Raw genomic sequence first — 17,709 nt, 5'->3', positions numbered from 1 at the left:
AAACGCAACAAATCAGTGTCACAGAGGTTGGGTCGCGGCGTCAAGCCATTCTCTTGCTTCTTTTGAGAGACGTGGCGACAGGAAGCGGCGTGTATCTGCATGATATTGGTTGACCCAGTCGCGCTCATTGGTCGAAAGCATATCAGATACAATCAGGCGGCGGTCGATTGGCACATAGGTCAACGTGCGAAAAGCCAGCATCTCGCGGTTATCAGCCCCGGGCAGATCCGTTGCAGGTTCTACAACGATGAGGTTTTCGATCCGGATGCCAAAGGCGCCTTCGCGGTAGTAACCGGGTTCGTTCGATAACAGCATACCGGATTCAAGCGGCAGGTCGGACGTGCGCGCGATCCGGACGGGGCCTTCATGAACGCTTAAAAACGCCCCAACACCGTGGCCGGTACCATGGTCATAGTCCTGACCAGCCAGCCAAAGCGGATAACGTGCGAGACTGTCCAGATCACGACCGGCAACACCTTTGGGCCAACGGGCGCGGGACACGGCGATCATTCCCTGTAAGACTCTGGTAAAGCAGATCTTTTCATCTTCACCAATCTCGCCAATTGCGATTGTGCGCGTGATGTCTGTTGTGCCGTCCAGATACTGGCCGCCGCTGTCAACCAGCAGTAGTTCGCCGGAGGTGATGTTGCGGTTGCATTCCTCGTTCACCCTGTAGTGAATGATTGCGCCGTTCGGCCCGGCACCGGAGATTGTTTCAAAACTGATGTCCCGCAGTGCATTTGTTGCGCGACGAAAACCTTCCAACTTCTTAACAACGTCAATTTCTGTGAGCGCGCCCTTTGGGGCCTCCTGATCAAGCCAATGCAGGAACTCGACCATTGCGGCACCGTCGCGCAAATGGGCCTCGGCAGAGCCAGCAATTTCGGCAGGGTTTTTCCGCGCCTTTGGCAAAATGCAGGGATCACGATCAAATACGGTGTGAATTTTTGCAGTCTCAAGCGTGTGAATGACCTGCATTGGAACAGTGTTTTTATCGACCAGAATCTTTCCCGAGAGGGACGCCAGGGTGACTGCAAAGGCTGCAGGGGCGTGAACTCGCACATCTGCGCCCAGATGAACGTTGACATTTTCATCAAGCTTGGCTGCGTCGATAAACAAATCAACACTTGAGTCTGCATGCAAGATCGCAAACCCATGCGCCACCGGGTTATGTGCAATATCGGAGCCGCGAATGTTCAAAAGCCATGCCAGACTATCGGGCAGGGTGATGATGGCGGCACTTTGGCCTGAGTCGATCAAAGCTTTGGCGAGCCGCTTGCGTTTGTCTTTATGGCTTTCGCCAGCCAATTCAGCCGGGTAAACCTCAACTTTGCCAAGCGGTGGGGGCGGCTGGTCATGCCAAATGCGATCCACCAGATTTCCGCTGGTTTGCAGTGAAATTCCGCTAACCTTCAGCAGTTCACTGAGCGTTTCGATTTCGTTATAGGCATGCAACCAAGGGTCATAGCCAATGGTCCCTCCATCTGGCAGGGCCTCTTTCAACCAATTCCCAAGTTTTGTTTCGGGCCATGGCACAGGCGTGAAATGCTCAAGGTCAACTTGCGATTTCACCTGAACGCGGTAACGCCCGTCAATGAACACCCCCGCGCGGTCTGTAAGAACAGCGCAAAACCCTGCTGACCCGGTGAATCCGGTAAGCCAACTTAGGCGACCGTCATGATCGGCAACATATTCACCCTGATGGGCATCCGCACGTGGCACGAGAAAGCCATCCAGAGGTTCCGCAACCAGTTCTGCTCTAAGTGCCGCAAGGCGTGGTGGGCCATCTTTGGGGTGGGTGCGAATTTCAAAGCTCTGGAACATCAGACCGCCCGCTTTATTCCCAAAAACCGGGCGCGGGCGCGTGGATCATTGTCAAAAAGCGCTGCAAGCTGTTCGGTGATAGCACCGGCGAGTTGTTCGACATCGGTGATTGTGACGGCACGTTCGTAGTAACGTGTCACATCGTGGCCGATGCCGATTGCAAGCAGTTCAACAGCATTTCGTTTCTCGACCATGGCGATCACGTCGCGAAGGTGTTTTTCCAAATAATTAGCAGGGTTAACGGACAAAGTTGAGTCGTCAACCGGTGCACCGTCAGAGATAACCATAAGGATTTTCCTGACTTCAGGGCGACCGGTCATACGCCGATGTGCCCATTCCAGCGCTTCGCCGTCTATGTTTTCTTTGAGCAGGCCTTCCTTCATCATAAGGCCAAGATTGGGTCGTGCACGCCGCCATGGCGCATCTGCGGATTTATAAATGATGTGACGAAGGTCATTCAGGCGTCCGGGTTGTTGTGGGCGCCCTTCGGCCAGCCAGCCTTCGCGGCTTTGCCCACCTTTCCAGGCACGTGTTGTGAAGCCCAGAATTTCGACTTTGACCTGACAACGTTCCAGCGTACGCGCCAGAACATCTGCACAAATGGCGGCAATGGAAATGGGGCGTCCGCGCATGGAGCCGGAATTATCAAGCAGCAGGGTGACAACGGTATCGCGAAATTCTGTATCGCGTTCCATTTTGAAGCTAAGCGGGGTTGTTGGGTTCGCGACTACTCGGGCAAGGCGGCCTGCGTCGAGAATGCCCTCTTCCAGATCAAACTCCCAACTGCGGTTTTGCTGTGCTTGCAGGCGGCGCTGCAATTTGTTGGCAAGACGGCTAACCGCCCCTTTCAAGGGTTCAAGCTGTTGGTCCAGATAGGCACGCAGACGTTCAAGTTCCGCAGGTTCCGCCAAGTCTTCGGCTTTGACTTCTTCATCAAATTCAGTTGAATAGATGGTATAGTTCGGGTCAGCATCCGATGCAGGTGCAGGCGGGGGTGGCTCCATCGGAGCATCGCCTTCGGGCAATTCCGTTTCGTCGCCCTGTTCCATATCGGCCATTTCATCAAGCGAGACTTGAGCCTGACCGGAATCTTGCTGTTCTTCCTGAGATTCTTCGGGCGATGCTTCGGCTTCTTCCGATTCATCATCTTGACCCTGACTATCCGGGTTTTCGTCGTCGTCCTGATTTTCTTCAGCGTCTTCGCTTGAATCCTCATCTTCGTTGTCCGGGTCATCACCCAGTTGGTCACCGTATCCAAGGTCTTCTATAACTTGCCGGGTAAATTTAGCGAAAGCCGTTTGATCAGAAAGGTTTGAAGACAGATCTTCAAGTGTTCCGCCAGCCTGTTGTTCAATGAAACCGCGCCAGAGTTCCATCACATTTTCAGCACCTGCAGGCAGGTCGCGCCCAGTCGCCAGATGACGTACCAGATATCCAGCCGCCACAGAAAGCGGTGCATCACCACGTTCAGTTATCTGTTCATAGCCTTTGCGGGTCGCATCGGTCGCAATCTTTGCATCAATGTTAGACAAGGTGCCGGGCATTTGGCGTGCGCCCACGGCTTCGCAGCGCGCGGTTTCCATAGCCTCGTAAAGATCACGCGCCATCTGACCCTGAGGCAGATAGCGGTTATGTGTCGTCAGGTCGTGGTGCTTGTGCTTCATCGCCAAAGCATCTGCAGTGCCACGGGCAAGCAGAACTTCGTCACGCGTCATGCGGCGTGTGACTTGCGGTAAACGGACTGAATCTTCCGTCTTGCCAGGAGGATCAACAGAGTAAGTGACCGAAAGCTCAGCGTCATCGGCCAGCACTTTGGTGGCTTCTGCAAGAGCCTTCTTGAACGGCTCAGCTGGGTTATCTGTTGGTTTATTCATTTGCCGGTCTTCACATCATCCAGAGTGATAACACCCAGTGCTAGTTTCGCCAATTGGTCGACGTGAACGTCAAGCGCATCAATCACCCGGTAGCCCGTGTTCTGCCCATTAAACGCGAGGTTCAAATCGGTTCCTGCGAGCACCACCGCATCGGCCCCCTGATCGCGTACCATGCGGGCACCCGCATTCACAAGCGTTGCACGCTGTTCATCTGTACAGAAACCGGCAACAGCCATGTCCTGATATGTCTGGCCAAGGTGCTCAATATAGTCATCCAAGGCGGTTGCCCCGGTTTTATTAATTTGCCCGTAGAGCCGTGTACGCATGACAACACGGGTGCCTAGAATCCCTGCTTTCTTAATGCCCTGTTCGACAAAAAAATCATCAAGCGGGGTAACGCCAGATATCAAAGGCAAGGCGCTGCGGGCTTCGGTTTCTTCAAAACAGAAATGTCCACCAAGCGAGGTTATTGCGGCGCAATCACATCCGGCGGCTGCAAGACGATCAATTAAACGAGCATAAATTTCAGCTTGTGTTTCCCGGTCATCCGCTAGGTTGTTCTTGATCAGCTCATGTACATTAGCATGAACGATGGTCAGTTCGAGGGCGCCACCCTGTGCTTCTATCGCCGCCGTAAGACGTTGATAGTAAACAACAGTTGCTGCAACTCCGATGCCACCGATCAGACCGATATGCATTTACTCAGACCATCGCGCTTGATGCGGCACTTTCCGGCAGTTCTTCGTCAAAGCACCGCTGATAGAATTCCGCTACCGTCTGGCGCTCAAGCTCGTCGCATTTGTTGAGGAAGGACAGACGGAAAGCATAGCCGATATTGCGGAAGATATGGGTGTTCTGAGCCCAGTTGATCACGGTTCTCGGGCTCATCACTGTCGACAAGTCCCCGTTCATAAAGGCCGTGCGGGTCAGGTCGGCCACTGTAACCATCTGGCTAATGGTTTGTCGGCCCTTTTCATTGTTGAACAGCGGGTTCTTCGCAAGCACAATCTGTGTTTCAGCATCGTGACTCAGGTAGTTCAGCGTTGCGACAAGCGACCAGCGGTCCATCTGGGCCTGGTTGATTTGTTGCACACCGTGATAAAGCCCGGTCGTGTCCCCCAATCCAACGGTGTTTGCAGTGGCAAACAGGCGAAAGTTCGGGTTCGGGGTGATGATTTCGTTCTGGTCAAGCAACGTAAGCTTGCCGTCATGTTCCAGCACACGCTGAATAACGAACATCACGTCGGCGCGGCCAGCATCATATTCATCAAAAACAATCGCAACCGGATTGCGCAGCGCCCAAGGAAGGATGCCTTCATGAAATTCAGTCACCTGTTTGCCGTCGCGCAGCTTGATTGCGTCTTTACCGATAAGGTCGATCCGGCTGATATGGCTATCAAGGTTAACGCGCACACAAGGCCAACTCAGGCGAGCAGCCACCTGTTCGATATGTGTCGACTTCCCGGTGCCGTGGTAGCCTTGAATCATGACACGGCGGTTGTGGGAAAACCCGGCAAGAATTGCCAGTGTTGTATCAGGATCAAATTTGTAAGTGGCGTCAATTTCGGGCACCCGATCACTGCGATCTGCAAAGCCTTTGACAACCATATCGGTGTCGATTCCAAAAACCTCGCGTACAGAGATTTCTTCAGTTGGTTTTGCTGCGACATCAGTTGTGCCATCTGCCATGACGTATCCTTCCAGACTTTGTTGCCTGCCCCAAGCAAAGCAACGCGATTGTCGTGCAACAAAATTCACGGAGGTGCAAGGGGAGCAATGGCAGAAATGGATCACTTAGGGAGTATTCATTTGTTTAACACTTAGGTCCGAATATCTGGTCTTGCGCGGCGATGATGAACGAATATTCCAGGCTCAACCGCCTCAGAATCCGTGCTTTCACGCTTTTTTCGCTTGGTTTGGTCAAAAAAAGTAACGCTGGTCTCACGCAGATTTGCTTGGTGTTCACTTGCTCAGAACAGGGCTAACCTACTATTCTTTCTCCCAATTGGAGGAGGATTCTATGAAGCGTCGTCACTTTCTTTCTGCTACAGCGGCTTTTGCCCTGATTGGAACAACGTGCAGCCCCGCATTTGCGAACACAGGCAATTTTGAGGTTACTCGAACACCGGCAGAGTGGCGTGCCAGGCTATCCGCATTACAGTACCGCGTGATGCGCAGAGAGGGCACAGAGGCACCTTTTTCAAGCCCGTATGATAAAAACTATGCGGATGGAACTTATATTTGCCGCGGTTGCCAGCTGCCGCTTTATTCTTCTTCCGCCAAATATGACAGTGGTACCGGCTGGCCAAGCTTTTACCAAAGTTTGCCAGGTGCGATTGCCACGAAAGCGGACAACACATTGTTTACCACGCGAACCGAAGCGCATTGTCGCCGTTGCGGTAGTCATTTGGGCCACATCTTTGATGATGGGCCAGAGCCGACAGGCATGCGGCATTGTCTGAATGGCGTTTCATTAATTTTTGTGGCTGCCTAAAACTAACACGAAAAAATCGCAAAGACCCCTATCGCAGAATAAAAAAAGGACCGCAATTTGGCGGTCCTTTTAAATTTCCAGTGCTAGTTTCTGAAACTGCGGCTTTCCTTGATCTGATCCCAGGCCCAGACAACTTCTTGCAAACGGTCCTCGTCGGATCGGTCACCGCCATTCATGTCTGGATGCAGGATTTTGATCAGCGCTTTGTATTGTTTGCGAATCTCAGTTTTAGTCCAGTGGTCGCGCGCTTCCAGAATTTCAACGGCCCGGCGTTCCGTCGGTGGCAGTTTACGGGTGCCAGTTATGGATTTTCCGGGGTTTTGCGTCGCATTGCTTCCCAGAACCTGATGCGGGTCATCAACACCAAGGCGCGCCCATGCACGCTGTTCATCAGTTGCCTTCAAGGGCTTTGTCGGACGGCCCCATACGCGGTCTGACTGAACCTGTTCTTCGACCTCATCTTCGGTCGCACCGTTGAAAAAGTTCCATTTCAGATTGTATTCACGCACGTGGTCTTTGCAGAACCAATAGAAATCATCCAGAATATCCGGTGACTTGGGCGCACGATACTGGCCCGGCTCCTGACAGCTGGGATGCTCGCATTGACGGGTAGAGGTTTCGAAGGCCCCAGACATCCCACGCTTGCCTCTTGTCCGCTTCTTTTTGTCCGAAGAAACGGAAATATCGAATCCGAAGGGATCAGCTTTTTTCATGTTCTTTACCTTTTCGACTCGGACAAGAGAGTTTAGTGTTTTTTGAGCATTAGAGAAGGGGCTAGGGCAAAAAATATGACCGTTCAGGACGAAATCTACCAAAAACTTTCATCCGCGTTTTCGCCGGAGAGTTTAAATGTTGTTGATGAAAGCGAGGATCACCGTGGTCATGCCGGATATCAGGAGGGTGGTCAAAGCCATTTTCGAGTTGCTATTGTAGTGCCGGAATTTGCAGAAATGAGCCGTATTGCGCGCCACAGAGCCGTGCACGTTGCGATTGGACCCGAGATTATCGGACGTATCCACGCGCTTACATTGGATATCAATTCCTGAGCCAAGTTACTCAGCAGCAACTTCTGACTTGGGTTCGTCTTTGCCGGCTTCTTTTGCAGATCCCAAAGCGGGGGCCGCATTTTCCTGATCTTGAAGCGCTGGTTGGATTGTTGGCGCGCTATGCATAAAACCACCCGTTGCCTGTGGCACAGCGAGCGTCACTGAAGAATCGGTCTTGGTTTCAGCACCGGTTTCAATAGCACGGCGAAAAATTAGCATGTTCTGGAAAACGGTTGTTTTTCCGGTCAGACCAGAGCGTTCTTCGCAAGGTAGGGTATCTGAACGCTGGTACTCCCAGCCGTCTTGACCAAGCTCATTCATCACACCCATCAAGGTATTGGCAAAACGCGCGTCAGAGCTTTTCAATCCTTTTGCGCGTTCTCCCTTTTTTGGGGCAGGCACAACTTTATATTCGAATTTTGGCATTACCGTTTTCCCTGATCGGTTCTGGCGAAGTTACTCATTACCCGATTCGGGGATGATTTGTCCAAAATACTGCGATTATGTCCGTATTTTTGTTGCTTTATTGCCGATGCATGCGGATGACGTTGTTGAGATTAGAACGTCACCGGTACGCTCATTTATAGCAGCACTATAAACCAAGCTTGTCTTTCACGAGGGCGTTGACGGTTGCGGGGTTTGCTTTGCCGCCGGTCGCCTTCATTACTTGGCCGACGAACCATCCGGCAAGCTTGGGGTTCTGCTGTGCTTTTTCGACCTGTGCGGGGTTGTCCGCAATAATCTGATCAACAGCGGCTTCAATCGCACCGGTGTCTGTCACCTGCTTCATGCCACGTGCCTCGACGATATCCGAAGGGTCACCGCCTTCAGTATAGACTATCTCGAACAGTTCCTTGGCAATTTTGCCGGAAATGTCACCTTTGGTAATCAACGCAATGATGCCGCCAAGCTGTTCTGCCGAAACCGGGCTATCGGTGATAAGAAGATCGTCCTTTTTCAAACGGCCAAACAGTTCATTAATTACCCAGTTCGCGGCCAGTTTTCCATCGCGCCCTTTGGCAACGACTTCAAAGAAATGCGCGCTTTCAACATCGGCGGTCAGGACGGACGCGTCATAGTCTGACAAGCCGAAATCCGCTATAAACCGCGCTTTTTTTGCATCCGGTAGTTCCGGAAGCGAGGCTTCTATTTCATCAACCCAGGCCTGTTCGATTTCGAGCGGCAGCAAGTCGGGGTCTGGGAAGTAACGGTAGTCATGCGCTTCTTCCTTGCTCCGCATAGAACGCGTTTCGTTTTTGTCGGGGTCATAGAGGCGCGTTTCCTGCACGACTGAACCGCCATCCTCAAGAATGGCGATCTGGCGGCGCGCCTCATAGTCGATGGCCGCCTGAATGAACCGCAAGGAGTTCATGTTCTTGATCTCGCAACGCGTACCAAGATGGCCGAAATCCTGCGTTTCCTGGTAACGCTCATAGTCGCCGGGGCGACAGACAGACACGTTCACGTCTGCACGCATGCTGCCGTTTTGCATATTGCCGTCACAAGTTCCGAGATATCGCAGGATCTGGCGCAGCTTAGAGACATAGGCAGCTGCCTCTTCGGGGCCGCGAATATCCGGGCGACTGACGATTTCCATCAGCGCAACACCTGTGCGGTTTAGGTCAACGAAAGACATGTTCGGGTCCATGTCATGAATGGATTTGCCGGCGTCCTGTTCAAGGTGAATGCGTTCCACCCGCACTTTACGCGCAATCCCTTCGCCCATTTCCACCAGAATTTCACCTTCGCCAACGATTGGGTGGTAAAGTTGGCTGATCTGATAACCTTGCGGCAAGTCCGGGTAAAAATAGTTCTTGCGGTCAAAGGCGGAGTAAAGGTTGATATCCGCTTTCAGGCCCAATCCCGTGCGCACGGCCTGCTCTACACAATATTCGTTGATCACCGGCAACATGCCCGGCATCGCGCTGTCGACAAAGGCAACGTTGGAATTCGGCTCCGCCCCAAACTTGGTCGAAGCCCCGGAAAACAGCTTGGCCTTTGACGTGACCTGCGCGTGGACTTCCAGCCCGATCACAAGCTCCCAATCTTCCTTGGCGCCAGCGATGGTTTTGGGGGTCGGGGCAGTGTAGGTAAGGTCGAGCATGTCAGATCCGTCCGAAAAGCAATTCAGCGCTTTCTAAGACAGGGCGAAGTGCGGGGCAAGATCACATAAGCCCACGTTCAGCCGCTACAGTGCGAAAATCCTTCAATGCAGCCGGAAAACCGGACAGTTCCCAGTTCAAATCCTGCGGATTGCCGTGTCTGTCGGTAAAGGTGAAGCGAAAACTCTCACCAGTTTCCATCATTGATATCAGCGTGGCCGCCTCTTTACCTGTAAAATTGCAATTGCGCCCCCTCAGGCATCCACGTCGGTCGTTTGACCAGATGACACCTTCGTCAGCGAGGATGCGGAACCCGTCAGGTTCAAATGCCGTGCTGCGTTCCATCCCAAAGTCGATTTCAACACCATCTGCGTGTGGTGTGATGAAAAGAAACTGTGCCGCGAATTTTGGTGCAGGGGAAAATACGTCAACCCGGCGGATGTAACAGCGTTCTTCAAGGGTATCGCCGGTCAGCCGTTCGTCACAAAAAACATTCCAGATACCAAAAATCTGGTGGTGGGTCACACGCCAACTGCCAGCAGTGTCGCCTCCGCTTCTGTCTTGTGCCAAGACCGGAAGACAAAACAACAGCAAGATTGGCAGAGCATAACGCATAGTGGAATCCCCTTTTCGGGCACTATAGGCGCTTGTGGCTTAAACGGTATTCACAACAACGAGAAGTGATGGCGTTCCGTCACAACGCCGCGTTCCTTCATCGCTCGTTCAAGCGTTTTATGCGGGGGAAGGCAGTCATAGGGCAGGCGGAGTTTTTTTCCACTGCTTAGAAAAAGCGTTACGCGCACGGAAAAATCTAACCGCGTATCAAAGCGCGCCTTGACGATTTGTTCAAGTGGTAGTTCCTGCGTCACGTTGCCCGAAGACCAACCGAGGCTCTGATCATTGAGTTTTAGAGATGATGGACGATCTATTGCAATGTCCCAAAGCGCGGGTAGCGTAAAGATTACTAAACCACCAACAAGCCACCACGCAGCGTCAAAGACCACCAAAAGCGCTGCCAATGCAGAATAAACCAGTACCAAGACAATGATCGTACGCGTAGTTCGACCGCTCGTTTTATAGGAAAATTCTTGCATCAATAACCTCAGATCACGCAGACCCTACGCAGCGCTTTACCGGGGAACAAGTGTTAACCTTTCAGCTGATACTGATCCCAACCGATATCACCGCTCCAGCGCCAGGCGGCTAACAGTGGTTTTTCGCGCGTTTCGCTGCGATGTGGCATCATCGATGGATGAAAAATCACGTAACCTGCGGTTTTGTGATATCGCTCTCCGTCATCTGTGCTCCAGAACCCTTCCCCTGCCAGCATAATGAAACACTCTTCTGCGGCGTGGTTGCGGGTGACATAGTTCAAGCCGGCCCGTTGCATGAAAAGGCCGACCCGAACCGTTGGATGAAAAATCATGCCATCTGGGTCCAAAAGTTCTGCGGTCAGCATATGACGGGCGATTTCCGGGCGGATGCGGCCATCTTCCAAACCCGCGTAGTGCCATTTGATCAGCGGCAGAACATCTTGCACAGCAATAGCCTCAGGCGCTGGGTTGGTTGCAAAGGCAGTTTCGAATTCTTCAAGAAATGGTGTTTCGTCAACCTCTGAAAACGAATGATCGGATGTTGTCGCCTTCTTTAGCGCGGTAACGGCTTCATTTGCCCCATCACGGCCCTCCCTTTCATAAAGGGACGCCAGGGTTGAAAACAGGTTTGAAAGATCATGTGCCATGATGCGCGCCTCGCTTTTCCGCATCAAGGCTGTGGTGCGTGATCCCGTCTTTGCAGTTTGCGACGCCAGTTGTCGTCTTTTGGCCGGTCCGCATTTCGCAGCCGGCCAAGTGAGTTATTTTCGTGCTAAATTTTCTCTGCGCGTAGTTTCGAAAGCGAAAGCAGGTGAAATCCAATGAAAATGGGTACAAAAAATCCTGGAAAAAGCGCCATCGGATAGCTGTTGATAATATTTGGTGCATCAAGCGACCAGATGTGAGCAAACCCTTCTGTGGTCAAAACCCCGGTTCCAACCGCAACGGCAAAATCGAGCAGCCCGATGACATTTGCGCGAACGAGCTTTTTACGGGCATCAGGAGCATTTTGCTGAACGGCCCGATAGGCACTAATACCAGCGAAACCAGCCCAGATGTCACCAAGGCCTGCGGGCAAGGCGAACTGCCATGGGATATCTCCGGTCAGCCAGCCAACCAGAAAGATGAACCCCATGATACGCAGCATTTGAATGGCAATCAGCGAGGAATGGCTTGCTTGGTTAAACAGCGCATTGCCGGTGGCGGTTTTGCGCCCGAGGAACCAGATTAGCGGGCCACCGATCAAAATGGGCATCAGCGCGAAGGGTGGGTCAGCGAAAGTTTCGGGCGGCATCAAGATTCCGGCAAGGCTTAGTGCCGAGGCGCCCGCATACCAAACGCCAAGTAAAAGTCCGACAATGCCCACAGTGGCGAGCATTCGGCCTAATGAAAATTCGGCTTTTTGTGCGTGAAACGCAATTATCCCCAGAACTATTGCAGGAACAAGCACCACAAAACTTTGGACATAGTACTCTACGAATTGAACGAACATATATCTCTCCTATATTGATATAAATCACGTAGTGACTATAAATATGGAAGTCAATTCGAGAACGGTAATTTATATGGTAGGCAAGACGCATGGAGATTCCTGACAAAACAAATTGCCCGATCAAACGCACAACCGATGTGGTTGGCGATCAGTGGAGCTTTCTGATTATGCGAGAGCTGATTTTGGAAGGACCGCGTCGTTTCAAAGACTTTGAAGACGTCTTGTCCGTCAGCCCAAACACCTTATCGGCGCGGCTCAAAAAACTCGAAGACGCTGGTGTGATACGCCGTGAATTCTACTCAACGCATCCACCACGCGCCGAGTATCACCTGACGGAAAAGGGCGAGTCGCTAAAACCGGTTATCGGCGCCATGTACGAATGGGGAATGGGCCCGGGACTGAAACAATAGACCGCCCGAAAAGAAGCTTATCCGTTCAGTATCCGCCCGACCATCTCGCTTGTGTCGCGTGACAGACCGGGTGTTGATTGAATTCGCTCCAAAGCGTCCCGGATCAGGGATTGCCTATCACCATCATAACGCCGCCAGGTTTCAAACGCTGTGGACAAGCGTGCCGTGGTTTGTGGGTTCAGCGCATCAAGGCGTATCAACCAATCGGCCACCAGGTTGTAGGACGTCCCAGTCGGGTCGTGAAAGCCCGCTGCGTTCATGGCGAGGGCGCCAAAAACCGCACGAAAACGATTTGGATTTATCAAATCAAACTCAGGGTCTTTGGTCAGCCTGTCAGCAGTTGCAGCGGCGCGTTCCGGTGCTGCGTAAGTGACTTGCAGACCAAACCATTTGTCCATTACCAGGCGGTCTTGGCCCCATTGCGTGCGGAAGGCCGCAAGCTCTGCTTCCCCCTTTTCAATCGTCAGCAGGCAGGACAGCGCGCCAAGCTGCTGGGTCATGTTATCTGCACTTTCATACTGACGTGATGCGGCAGAACCACCGTCAAGGCGTGACAACAGGCTGAGTGCTGCTCCCTGTAACGCTCTGTTCCCGGCAGCTTCAGCATCGGGTGAATAGGGTCCGGGCACATGCATTTCCGCGTAAATCTTTGGCAGTAAGTCCTGTAAGTGCTGGGCGAGTGTTTGTTTCAATGTCTGCGAGGCGCGATAAATCTTGTCGGGGTCGGGCGTCAACCCAGCGTCAAACAATGTTTGTGCGATGTCGTCCTGACCTGGAAGACTGAGGGCCAGTGCGCGAAACGCAGGGTCAAGGGTATCATCGCGCAAAACGGCCATGAGCGCATCAAGGTAAGCGTTATCCGGTGGTGTGCCATTGGTCACCATACGGCTCAGGGTGTCTTTGCCAAGCGCGCGCCCGGCTTCCCATTTGTTGAACGGGTCCGTGTCATGGGCCAGTAAAAACGCGCGCTCTGCGTTTGTGGTGTCTCGTTGCAAGATGACCGGGGCGGAAAACCCGCGCAGGATTGACGGAACCGGTCTTGCTGCCAACCCCTTAAACTCAAAACTCTGCTCTGCCTCGGTCATCTCCAGAATGGTGGTTTCCACCACCTCGTCGCCGTTGGGGTTTAGCAGCCCGACAGCAACCGGAATAACCCGCGGGTCTTTCTTGGGCTGGCCCGGCGTTGGCGGAGTTTCTTGTTTCAGATGCAGCGTATAGGTGCCGTTGTCAAAGTGATCAGTCACAGTCAAACGTGGCGTGCCAGCCTGTTCATACCAGCGTTTGAACTGGTCCAGATCGCGGCCTGTCGTGTCCTCAAACACCTTCAGCCAGTCTTCTATCGTGGCTGCATCGCCATCGTGGCGTTCAAAATAAAGGTCGAGCGCTTTTGCATAGTCAGCATCCCCAACCAGACGCTTCAGCATCCCAATGACTTCGGCACCTTTCTCGTAAACCGTTGCGGTGTAGAAGTTATTGATTTCAACAAAGCTGTCGGGGCGCACGGGGTGGGCGAGCGGACCATTGTCTTCGCGGAACTGACGACCGCGCAACGCAAGCACATCATTAATGCGTTTCACCGCATGGCTGCGCATGTCACCCGTGAACTGCTGATCGCGAAAAACGGTTAGCCCTTCTTTCAGGCAAAGCTGAAACCAGTCACGGCAGGTAATCCGGTTCCCTGTCCAGTTGTGGAAATACTCATGTGCGATGATGGCTTCGATACGCTCAAAGTTTGTATCGGTTGAGGTTTCCGGGCTGGCAAGAACGGCCGAGGAGTTGAAGATATTCAGCCCCTTATTTTCCATCGCCCCCATGTTGAAATCATCAACCGCCACGATGTTGAAAATATCGAGATCATATTCGCGACCATAGATCTGTTCATCCCAGACCATGGACCGTTTCAGTGCTTCCATCCCAAAGGCGCATTTGTGTTCATCCCCGGGGCGCACATAGATGTTTAGCTCAACCTGTTTGCCGGACATTGTGTTAAAGCTGTCGGGGTGTGCGACAAGGTCACCCGCGACAAGCGCAAAGAGATAAGATGGCTTTGGCCAGGGGTCATGCCATTCAGCCCACCCATCACCAGACGCGGCAGGGTTGCCGTTTGAAAGCAGCACTGGCAGATCACCCTCAACCCGCACGGTAAAGGTCGTCATCACATCCGGACGGTCGGGGTAATACGTTATCTTGCGAAACCCTTCCGCCTCGCATTGCGTGCAATACATTCCGTTTGACATGTAAAGCCCTTCAAGCGCCGTATTGGTCGACGGGCTTATTTCTACTTCCGCCTCAAAGATAAACGGCGCATCGGGCACCGCGATTATAAGGCCTTCATCTGCAATCTCAGGTCGACACGCTTTCCCATCTACTGTGGCTGAAATCAACGATAGCTGTTCGCCGTGCAGAAAGAAGTCCCGGTCTGTCGTTTCGGGATTGGGGTGAAATGCAATGCGGCTAAGAACCCGGGTTTTGGTTGGGTCCAGCTTAAATGTCAGATGCACATCGTCGATCAGATAGGCGGGGGGGGTGTAATCTTTCAGAAAGATCGTCTCATTGCGCATCACGGGCTCCTGCAACCGAATTTGTCCTAGATGTAACGGAATGCTTGGCCGCCGCAAGGCTTGGAAAAAAGAGGATAGCACCTCACAAATTGCCTAAATTGGTAACTTAATATTACCACAGTTGTTGCGCATCGGAAACTTTGGCCCTAAATAGGCGCAATTCAGTTGTATACCGTACCATTCAGAGGTGATTCCATGCCGGCCCGCATTGATAAACACGGACTTCAGGTCGACCCGACGCTCGTTGAATTTGTTGAGGCGCAGGCCTTACCCGGCACGGGAGTAAACACAGATCAGTTTTGGTCCGGCTTCTCGGACCTCGTTCATGACCTTGGTCCCAAGAACAAGGCGCTTCTGCAAATCAGGGAAGATATGCAGGCGGCAATTGACGATTGGCATATCGCAAATCGCGGAAAGGTTCATGACGCCGCTGCCTATCGGGCGTTCCTGGAAAATCTCGGGTATCTTTTGCCGGAAGGGCAGGATTTCAGCATCGACACAGCCAATGTTGATCCAGAGATAGCGTCGATTGCAGGCCCACAATTGGTGGTTCCGATCATGAATGCCCGCTATGCACTGAATGCGGCGAATGCGCGATGGGGGTCGCTCTATGATGCGCTGTATGGCACAGATGCACTTGGTGATCTGCCTGCTGGAAAGGGGTATGACCCGGCGCGCGGCATGCGCGTTATCGCCTGGGGTAAATCCTTTTTGGATGATGCGGTTCCGCTACAAACAGGCAGTTGGGCAGATCTGGATAATCTGGCAGTACAAGACGGGTACCTTCAGGCCGGTGCGGGCCTGAAAGACACCAGGCATTTCGTCGGATTTATTGGCATCGCCACTGATCCAAGTGAAATCATTCTTAAAAACAATGACCTGCACATCAGACTTGTGCTCAACAAAGAGACGCCGGTTGGTAAATCAGACAGCGCCGGAATTTCGGATATTGTGCTTGAAAGTGCGCTTTCCGCGATCATGGATTGCGAAGATTCCGTTGCCGCCGTGGATGGCGAAGACAAGGTTCTTGCCTATCGCAACTGGCTTGGTCTGATGAAGGGCGATTTGTCAGAAGAGGTCTCAAAGGGCGGCAAAACCTTCCAGCGCGTTTTGAACGAAGATTTGGAATTCACCGCACCGGATGGCGCGACACAGACCCTGAAGGGCCGGGCTTTGATGTTGGTGCGCAACGTTGGGCATTTGATGACCAACCCAGCCATCCTTGACAGGGACGGCAACGAGGTTGGCGAAGGCCTGATGGATGCCATAATGACAACCGCCATCGCAATGCATGATTTGCAGCGGGACGGTGGAAATTCGGTTCACGGATCAGTCTACGTTGTGAAGCCAAAAATGCACGGCCCGGAAGAGGTGGCTTTTGCGGATGAAATTTTCGGCCGTGTAGAAGCAGCGTTGGGTTTGCCGCAATACACAGTAAAGCTTGGGATCATGGACGAGGAACGCCGCACCTCGGCAAACCTCAGGGAATGCATCCGGGTCGCAAAATCACGTGTTGCCTTTATCAACACGGGTTTTCTGGACCGCACAGGGGATGAAATTCATACTTCGATGGAAGCGGGCGCAATGGTCCGTAAGGGCGAGATGAAAAATTCCGCCTGGATCACAGCCTACGAAGACAGAAACGTCGATATCGGTCTTTCCTGCGGTCTTCAGGGGCGTGCGCAAATCGGCAAAGGCATGTGGGCGGCACCTGATCTGATGACTGAAATGCTTCGTGATAAAATTGGCCACCCGATGTCCGGGGCAAATTGCGCCTGGGTGCCCAGCCCAACCGCCGCGACGTTGCATGCAACGCATTATCACACGGTAAATGTGTTTGAGCGTCAGGATGAAATTACCAAGGGTGGCGCGCTTGGTACACTTTCCGATCTGCTGACCATCCCCGTCGCAAAGGGCGTGAACTGGTCAGAGCAGGAAATCGCGGAAGAGATTGAAAACAACGCTCAGGGGATACTTGGCTATGTGGTACGCTGGGTGGATCAGGGGGTTGGCTGCTCGAAAGTGCCGGACATCAATGATGTGGGGCTGATGGAAGACAGGGCGACTTGCCGGATTTCATCACAGGCGCTGGCCAATTGGCTTCATCATGGCGTTGTTTCGCAAGAGCAGGTCATGGCCGTGATGAAAAAGATGGCGGCTGTTGTTGATCAGCAGAACGTAGGCGATGCGGGCTATTTACCTATGGCACCGGATTTCGACGGTATCGCTTTCCTGGCGGCGTGTGATCTGGTTTTCAAAGGTCGCGAACAACCATCTGGATATACCGAACCCGTGTTGCATGCACGTCGGCTTGAACTTAAAAAACGACATCAACAAGGGGCTTCAAATGTCAGAAATTACGCTTAGAAAAGCGAAAACGATTATCAGAGCGACCCTTAGTAAAGGCAAAGAGCTTGGGCTCAAGCCGCTTTCTGTTGTGGTTCTTGATGCGGGCGGCCACGTCAAAGCGTTTGAGCGCGAAGACACAGCTTCGCCGGGCCGTTTTGCGATTGCGCAGGGCAAGGCATATGGCGCTGTCATGCTGGGCATGGCTGGCACTGCCCAGATGATGCGGGCCGAGCAGCAAGCGTATTTCATGGCTGCTGTAAATGGGGTTTATGGAGGGCAGGTTGTGCCTGTTCCCGGCGGTATTCTGATGCGCGACAAAAAAGGCGCGGTCATCGGGGCCGTGGGTGTAACCGGTGATACCTCTGACAACGATGCAAAAGCGGGGCTTGCTGGTATTGAAGCCGCGGGCCTTTCGGGCGAGGCGTGATTTTTCAGTATTGCAACCTTGCACATCTGAATGTGC

Annotated in this window: 17 protein-coding genes; 5 read left to right on the top strand and 12 right to left on the bottom strand. The window is 52.8% G+C overall.

The features are described from left to right. Positions 1-18: 18 nt before the first annotated feature. Genes J4E70_RS07865 through cobS form a run of 4 tightly spaced genes read right to left on the bottom strand, consistent with a single transcriptional unit; the run spans position 19 to position 5,387 of the window. Positions 19-1,824: an aminopeptidase P family protein gene (locus tag J4E70_RS07865; RefSeq protein ID WP_213888550.1), complete on the bottom strand. Its 1,806-nt coding sequence runs from the start codon at positions 1,822-1,824 to the stop codon at positions 19-21. Further along, entirely contained in the window at positions 1,824-3,698 is a 1,875-nt protein-coding gene (gene cobT, locus J4E70_RS07860; protein WP_213888549.1) for a cobaltochelatase subunit CobT, read from the bottom strand. Before cobT ends, J4E70_RS07865 begins: the two co-directional genes overlap by 1 nt. After that, positions 3,695-4,396: an aspartate/glutamate racemase family protein gene (locus J4E70_RS07855; RefSeq protein WP_213888548.1), complete on the bottom strand. Its 702-nt coding sequence runs from the start codon at positions 4,394-4,396 to the stop codon at positions 3,695-3,697. Before J4E70_RS07855 ends, cobT begins: the two co-directional genes overlap by 4 nt. Before the next feature lie 4 nt (positions 4,397-4,400). Then, on the bottom strand, positions 4,401-5,387 hold the full coding sequence (cobS, locus tag J4E70_RS07850) for a cobaltochelatase subunit CobS (protein WP_213888547.1): 987 nt from the start codon (positions 5,385-5,387) through the stop codon (positions 4,401-4,403). 331 nt (positions 5,388-5,718) lie between these two features. Between cobS and msrB the strand changes: the two genes are divergently transcribed. Further along, positions 5,719-6,192 carry a peptide-methionine (R)-S-oxide reductase MsrB gene (gene msrB, locus J4E70_RS07845; protein WP_213888546.1) on the top strand — a complete coding sequence of 158 codons (474 nt, stop codon included), beginning with the start codon at positions 5,719-5,721 and terminating at the stop codon, positions 6,190-6,192. Between the two features lie 83 nt (positions 6,193-6,275). Here the strand turns inward: msrB and J4E70_RS07840 are convergent, their stop codons facing one another. Then, positions 6,276-6,905 (bottom strand): DnaJ domain-containing protein, encoded by a 630-nt coding sequence (locus J4E70_RS07840; protein ID WP_213888545.1) that lies wholly within the window; start codon positions 6,903-6,905, stop codon positions 6,276-6,278. Positions 6,906-6,980: 75 nt separating this feature from the next. Here J4E70_RS07840 and J4E70_RS07835 point away from each other — a divergent pair, with 75 nt between their 5' ends. After that, complete coding sequence (locus J4E70_RS07835) at positions 6,981-7,238, top strand: BolA family protein (RefSeq protein ID WP_213888544.1); 258 nt, start codon at positions 6,981-6,983, stop codon at positions 7,236-7,238. 6 nt (positions 7,239-7,244) lie between these two features. On the opposite strand, the gene J4E70_RS07830 is transcribed toward J4E70_RS07835, so the two are convergent. From J4E70_RS07830 to J4E70_RS07805, 6 genes are all read right to left on the bottom strand, one after another. Further along, a complete protein-coding gene (locus J4E70_RS07830) occupies positions 7,245-7,664 on the bottom strand; it encodes a DUF4177 domain-containing protein (RefSeq protein WP_213888543.1) in 420 nt (139 codons plus the stop codon). A gap of 166 nt (positions 7,665-7,830) precedes the next feature. Continuing rightward, positions 7,831-9,342, bottom strand: a complete 1,512-nt coding sequence (gatB, locus tag J4E70_RS07825; protein WP_213888542.1) for an Asp-tRNA(Asn)/Glu-tRNA(Gln) amidotransferase subunit GatB — start codon at positions 9,340-9,342, stop codon at positions 7,831-7,833. A 61-nt stretch (positions 9,343-9,403) separates the two neighbouring features. Beyond that, the gene (locus tag J4E70_RS07820) at positions 9,404-9,955 is read right to left on the bottom strand and encodes an invasion associated locus B family protein (protein ID WP_213888541.1); all 552 of its coding nucleotides are present in this window, start codon (positions 9,953-9,955) and stop codon (positions 9,404-9,406) included. A gap of 50 nt (positions 9,956-10,005) precedes the next feature. Continuing rightward, entirely contained in the window at positions 10,006-10,434 is a 429-nt protein-coding gene (locus J4E70_RS07815) for a hypothetical protein (protein ID WP_213888540.1), read from the bottom strand. A 53-nt stretch (positions 10,435-10,487) separates the two neighbouring features. After that, positions 10,488-11,081, bottom strand: coding sequence for a dimethylsulfonioproprionate lyase family protein (locus J4E70_RS07810; protein WP_213888539.1), 594 nt, complete (start codon positions 11,079-11,081; stop codon positions 10,488-10,490). Between the two features lie 125 nt (positions 11,082-11,206). Continuing rightward, positions 11,207-11,926, bottom strand: coding sequence for a hypothetical protein (locus J4E70_RS07805; protein WP_213888538.1), 720 nt, complete (start codon positions 11,924-11,926; stop codon positions 11,207-11,209). A gap of 89 nt (positions 11,927-12,015) precedes the next feature. On the opposite strand from J4E70_RS07805, the gene J4E70_RS07800 reads away from it, so the two are divergent. Beyond that, the gene (locus J4E70_RS07800) at positions 12,016-12,336 is read left to right on the top strand and encodes a winged helix-turn-helix transcriptional regulator (RefSeq protein ID WP_213888537.1); all 321 of its coding nucleotides are present in this window, start codon (positions 12,016-12,018) and stop codon (positions 12,334-12,336) included. A gap of 17 nt (positions 12,337-12,353) precedes the next feature. On the opposite strand, the gene pepN is transcribed toward J4E70_RS07800, so the two are convergent. Beyond that, the gene (gene pepN, locus J4E70_RS07795; protein WP_213888536.1) at positions 12,354-14,897 is read right to left on the bottom strand and encodes an aminopeptidase N; all 2,544 of its coding nucleotides are present in this window, start codon (positions 14,895-14,897) and stop codon (positions 12,354-12,356) included. A 195-nt stretch (positions 14,898-15,092) separates the two neighbouring features. Between pepN and J4E70_RS07790 the strand changes: the two genes are divergently transcribed. After that, complete coding sequence (locus J4E70_RS07790; RefSeq protein ID WP_213888535.1) at positions 15,093-17,264, top strand: malate synthase G; 2,172 nt, start codon at positions 15,093-15,095, stop codon at positions 17,262-17,264. Next, complete coding sequence (locus J4E70_RS07785) at positions 17,245-17,673, top strand: GlcG/HbpS family heme-binding protein (protein ID WP_213888534.1); 429 nt, start codon at positions 17,245-17,247, stop codon at positions 17,671-17,673. The genes J4E70_RS07790 and J4E70_RS07785 overlap by 20 nt, the downstream gene beginning before the upstream one ends. The last annotated feature ends 36 nt before the right edge of the window (positions 17,674-17,709 follow it).

Origin of the sequence: Pseudohalocynthiibacter aestuariivivens, assembly GCF_018457175.1 — a bacterium.
Taxonomy (GTDB): Bacteria; Pseudomonadota; Alphaproteobacteria; order Rhodobacterales; family Rhodobacteraceae; genus Pseudohalocynthiibacter; species Pseudohalocynthiibacter aestuariivivens.
Note: the sequence above shows the minus strand (reverse complement) of the source record. Positions and strands in the feature narration are given on the sequence as shown.

Excerpts from the sequence above, each read along its gene's own strand:
- J4E70_RS07865 (WP_213888550.1), bottom strand. The coding sequence starts at position 1,824 with ATGTTCCAGAGCTTTGAAATTCGCACCCACCCCAAAGATGGCCCACCA.
- cobT (WP_213888549.1), bottom strand. The coding sequence starts at position 3,698 with ATGAATAAACCAACAGATAACCCAGCTGAGCCGTTCAAGAAGGCTCTT.
- J4E70_RS07855 (WP_213888548.1), bottom strand. The coding sequence starts at position 4,396 with ATGCATATCGGTCTGATCGGTGGCATCGGAGTTGCAGCAACTGTTGTT.
- cobS (WP_213888547.1), bottom strand. The coding sequence starts at position 5,387 with ATGGCAGATGGCACAACTGATGTCGCAGCAAAACCAACTGAAGAAATC.
- msrB (WP_213888546.1), top strand. The coding sequence starts at position 5,719 with ATGAAGCGTCGTCACTTTCTTTCTGCTACAGCGGCTTTTGCCCTGATT.
- J4E70_RS07840 (WP_213888545.1), bottom strand. The coding sequence starts at position 6,905 with ATGAAAAAAGCTGATCCCTTCGGATTCGATATTTCCGTTTCTTCGGAC.
- J4E70_RS07835 (WP_213888544.1), top strand. The coding sequence starts at position 6,981 with ATGACCGTTCAGGACGAAATCTACCAAAAACTTTCATCCGCGTTTTCG.
- J4E70_RS07830 (WP_213888543.1), bottom strand. The coding sequence starts at position 7,664 with ATGCCAAAATTCGAATATAAAGTTGTGCCTGCCCCAAAAAAGGGAGAA.
- gatB (WP_213888542.1), bottom strand. The coding sequence starts at position 9,342 with ATGCTCGACCTTACCTACACTGCCCCGACCCCCAAAACCATCGCTGGC.
- J4E70_RS07820 (WP_213888541.1), bottom strand. The coding sequence starts at position 9,955 with ATGCGTTATGCTCTGCCAATCTTGCTGTTGTTTTGTCTTCCGGTCTTG.
- J4E70_RS07815 (WP_213888540.1), bottom strand. The coding sequence starts at position 10,434 with ATGCAAGAATTTTCCTATAAAACGAGCGGTCGAACTACGCGTACGATC.
- J4E70_RS07810 (WP_213888539.1), bottom strand. The coding sequence starts at position 11,081 with ATGGCACATGATCTTTCAAACCTGTTTTCAACCCTGGCGTCCCTTTAT.
- J4E70_RS07805 (WP_213888538.1), bottom strand. The coding sequence starts at position 11,926 with ATGTTCGTTCAATTCGTAGAGTACTATGTCCAAAGTTTTGTGGTGCTT.
- J4E70_RS07800 (WP_213888537.1), top strand. The coding sequence starts at position 12,016 with ATGGAGATTCCTGACAAAACAAATTGCCCGATCAAACGCACAACCGAT.
- pepN (WP_213888536.1), bottom strand. The coding sequence starts at position 14,897 with ATGCGCAATGAGACGATCTTTCTGAAAGATTACACCCCCCCCGCCTAT.
- J4E70_RS07790 (WP_213888535.1), top strand. The coding sequence starts at position 15,093 with ATGCCGGCCCGCATTGATAAACACGGACTTCAGGTCGACCCGACGCTC.
- J4E70_RS07785 (WP_213888534.1), top strand. The coding sequence starts at position 17,245 with ATGTCAGAAATTACGCTTAGAAAAGCGAAAACGATTATCAGAGCGACC.